This is a genomic window from uncultured Abyssibacter sp. (genome assembly GCF_964000955.1).
Lineage (GTDB): Bacteria > Pseudomonadota > Gammaproteobacteria > Nevskiales > OUC007 > Abyssibacter.
The window spans coordinates 1-3060 of the sequence record NZ_CAXFCL010000347.1; the positions used below are offsets into that span (position 1 = coordinate 1).

The 3060-nt window shown below is 63.8% G+C and carries 2 protein-coding genes; both read right to left on the reverse strand.

Annotation, left to right across the window (positions count from 1 at the left end; genetic code table 11):
* Positions 1-1959: hypothetical protein (locus ABNS06_RS16995; RefSeq protein WP_348675799.1), on the reverse strand; the 1959-nt coding region annotated here is incomplete at its 3' end.
* 137 nt (positions 1960-2096) lie between these two features.
* Positions 2097-2945, reverse strand: a complete 849-nt coding sequence (locus ABNS06_RS17000; RefSeq protein ID WP_348675800.1) for a TonB-dependent receptor — start codon at positions 2943-2945, stop codon at positions 2097-2099.
* Positions 2946-3060 lie beyond the last annotated feature (115 nt).

The window sequence follows — 3060 nt, forward strand, 5'->3', positions numbered from 1 at the left end:
CGCCAGCAGCAACACCACGGGCTGGACACCACCGCGTTCGCTCGCGGCGGCAGGCAGTTCGATCCGGGCATCATCCACGCGATAACGTGTCTGCGCCGGCCTGACACCGGCTTCCACCCAGGCACTGAGATCACGCAACCCCTGCTGCAGCACCCCCGAGTAGCCGACGACCTGCGTTTGCTCGGAGGGCGTCGCCGGATTGTCGTGCCGGGCATGGTCGACGAACCACAGCGCGAACTGCTCCTCGAAGCCCTTGCCCAGATGCCGTTGCACCTGGCTGCGATACCAGTCCGCATGCCAGCCGAAGGCATCGATATCCATCAGGTTCTGCACCATCAGCAACTTGCCGTTGATGCGGCCATCCGGCACCGAGCCCGCCGTGCTGCCGGCGGCAATCGGTCCGGTCAGCAGCGCACGCTGCGGGTAGATCGGATCACCCGAGGCATCGCGGAACTGGTTCCAGCCATACAGATCGGGCGTCGGCACCTGATGGCGATGATAGGTCTGCAAGGCCAGCGCCCATTCGTTGTCCAGGCGCACGGAGTCACCCGGCTTGAGCGCCTGCGTGACCGTCTGGTCGGAGGAATACGACAACTCCAGGCGATGACCGTTAACGAAACCGATGGGCGCGCCGCGGCCGGATGCATCACCGTCCAGCGCGACCAGATGCGCATAGGCGCAATCCCAATCCGGGGTTTCGGCCAGTTCGATTCGGGTCGGCAGACCGAGTTCGACCGATGTGATCGTGGTCTCGAACTGCCTGCGCTCATCGCCCACGGCGGCTGAGGCATCCGCGCCCAGGTAACCGGGCCTGTTCCAGAAGTCGTCGATGTACTCCGGATCGAGCAACGGCACGATTCCGGCAACGAAGGCCAGATAGCCGCCGGTCATGTCGGCATGATCCCACCACCCGCGGACCGGAAAGCCGAGACGCGTCGCCTCGGCCAGCGCCGCGCGTTCCTCCTCGTTCAGCGTGGCACAGGGATCACCGCTGCCCCCCGGACTGACGGCGTCCACGATCTCGGGCAACTTGTCGCGCTTGTTCAGAATGCGCAGCGCGTGCATGCGTACCGAAAAGACGCTGGGAATCACATTCGGCGTGCCGATGACATAGGGCAGAAATCCGTCCCAGACGCCCTCGGTGTTTTCCGCCGAGCCGATGACCTGGTAGGCGCCGCCGCTGCCCCCGTACAGATACCCGTAGGGCCGATGCTCACCGTACAGCTCGACCGCCAGCAGGCGGGAGTATTTCGCGGCTGCGGCGTTGACGCGAAACGCGGCGATGGTCGGATCGGCTGGCGGTTTGCCATCGTCTCCGCCCAGATTCGTTTGCAGGTAATAGGCACCGCTGTCGAAGCAAAACCCCAGGTCGCCAACCGCAACATCGAAAGCAATCGGAAACGGTCCGACATCGGCCGACTCGGCCAGTGGATACGTGTTGTGAAAGAACCGCCCGCGGTAACGCTCGGCCGGTGGAAAGTAGACCGAGAAGCGCGCGTCCGTGCCCTCGAAGCCACCGTGGATGTATCGATGCGGTTCCGGATCGCGGCGCCACTGGTTGGCGATGATGTACGGCGTGTGAAACATCGGGTCCGTCGACTCCGATGTCACCATGATGCCCTCCGGCTTGTCCGTGGTATCGGATTCGGGCGGTTCCGCCTGTTCGGACACACGCCGACCACTGACATCGGCCTTTCCGAACAGTCCCATCTTCGCCCGGCCGCGAAAGACGTTGCCGTCGACGTTCACGTCGAACCGAACCGTCAGCGGTATGGGCCTGGTGAGCTTGACGTCCCACTTGAGACGGTCCCCGTCGACGCTGCCGACGATGTCGACATCACCCGCGGGGTTCTCCATGCGACCGCGAAAACCGTCGTCCTGCGCGGTGACATGCATGCGGGAGTGCTGCGGCCCCATGGACGTCGCGAGGGTCAGCTCCCAGGTGCCGAGTACATCCATCCCTGTTCACCCTACTGTCGGTGCATCGCCTCCGTGATAGCGACGCCTGATCGGATGCGTCCCGGCATCCGCCGTGCTGAAACAACAAAGACGGACGCGGCCTTCGCCGCGCCCGCCTTCGTCAGTCTGGCACCTGCTCAGAAGTTGTAGCGCAGGCGCGCACCCCACATCCGCGGCAGACCCACGACGCGGAATTCCGCCCCCACGTTGTTGATCAGGCCGGGCACGTAGACCGTGTACTCCTCATCCGTAACGTTGGTGACGAACAGGGCCGCGTCGAACGGGCTGCTGGCGATCGCGTTCCAGTTCATGTTCAGGTTCAGCAGGTTGTACGCATCCAGGCGACCGAAGGGGCTGGTGCTCGCGGTTTCCTGCTCATCCACATAAACATGCGTGGCGGCAACGGACATGTCCCCGAGCTGTCCGGACACCGGCAGCCTGTAGGTCAGGTTCGTCGTGGCGCTGTGCCGGGGCGATTGCGCCAGATCGCTACCGGGTGTGGCCGTCGGCAGGATGGTGTCGTAGACCGCGCCGGGCGGCGCCGTCACGGGCTCGATCTCCTTGAGCTCGGTATCCAGGTAGGTGTACGCGAGGCTCAGGGTGAGATCGCGCAAGAGCAGCAGCGAGGTGTCGATCTCCAGACCCTGGATGGTGGACGAACCGGCGTTGACGATACCGGTGGTCGGCGCCACCGTTCCCGCACTGCTGACGAAGCCGCTCTGGATTTGCTGATCCTCCAGATCGTTGTAGAACAGCGCGACGTTGAACGTCCCCGGAACCGGGCCTCCGAAGCGGGTCTTGGCACCCAGTTCATAGGAATCCACCTCTTCCGGTCCGTGCGTCTGGAAGCCCTCCGGCCCGAAGATGTTGACGCTGCCCTGGCGATAGCCGCGTGCGTACTTGGTGTACAGCATCACGTTCTGATTGGGCAGGTAGTCGAAGTCGATCAGCCAGGTCGGCGCGTCGCTTTCCTGCTTGAGCCGGATCGTGCAGTCCGGCTGCGGAGGGTGTAACGAATTTTGTGTGTTGAGCCATGATCACATCCCGAGGAGGGAGACATGGCAAGACGCAGGAAGTCCGATTCACCGTTTTCCGATGAAC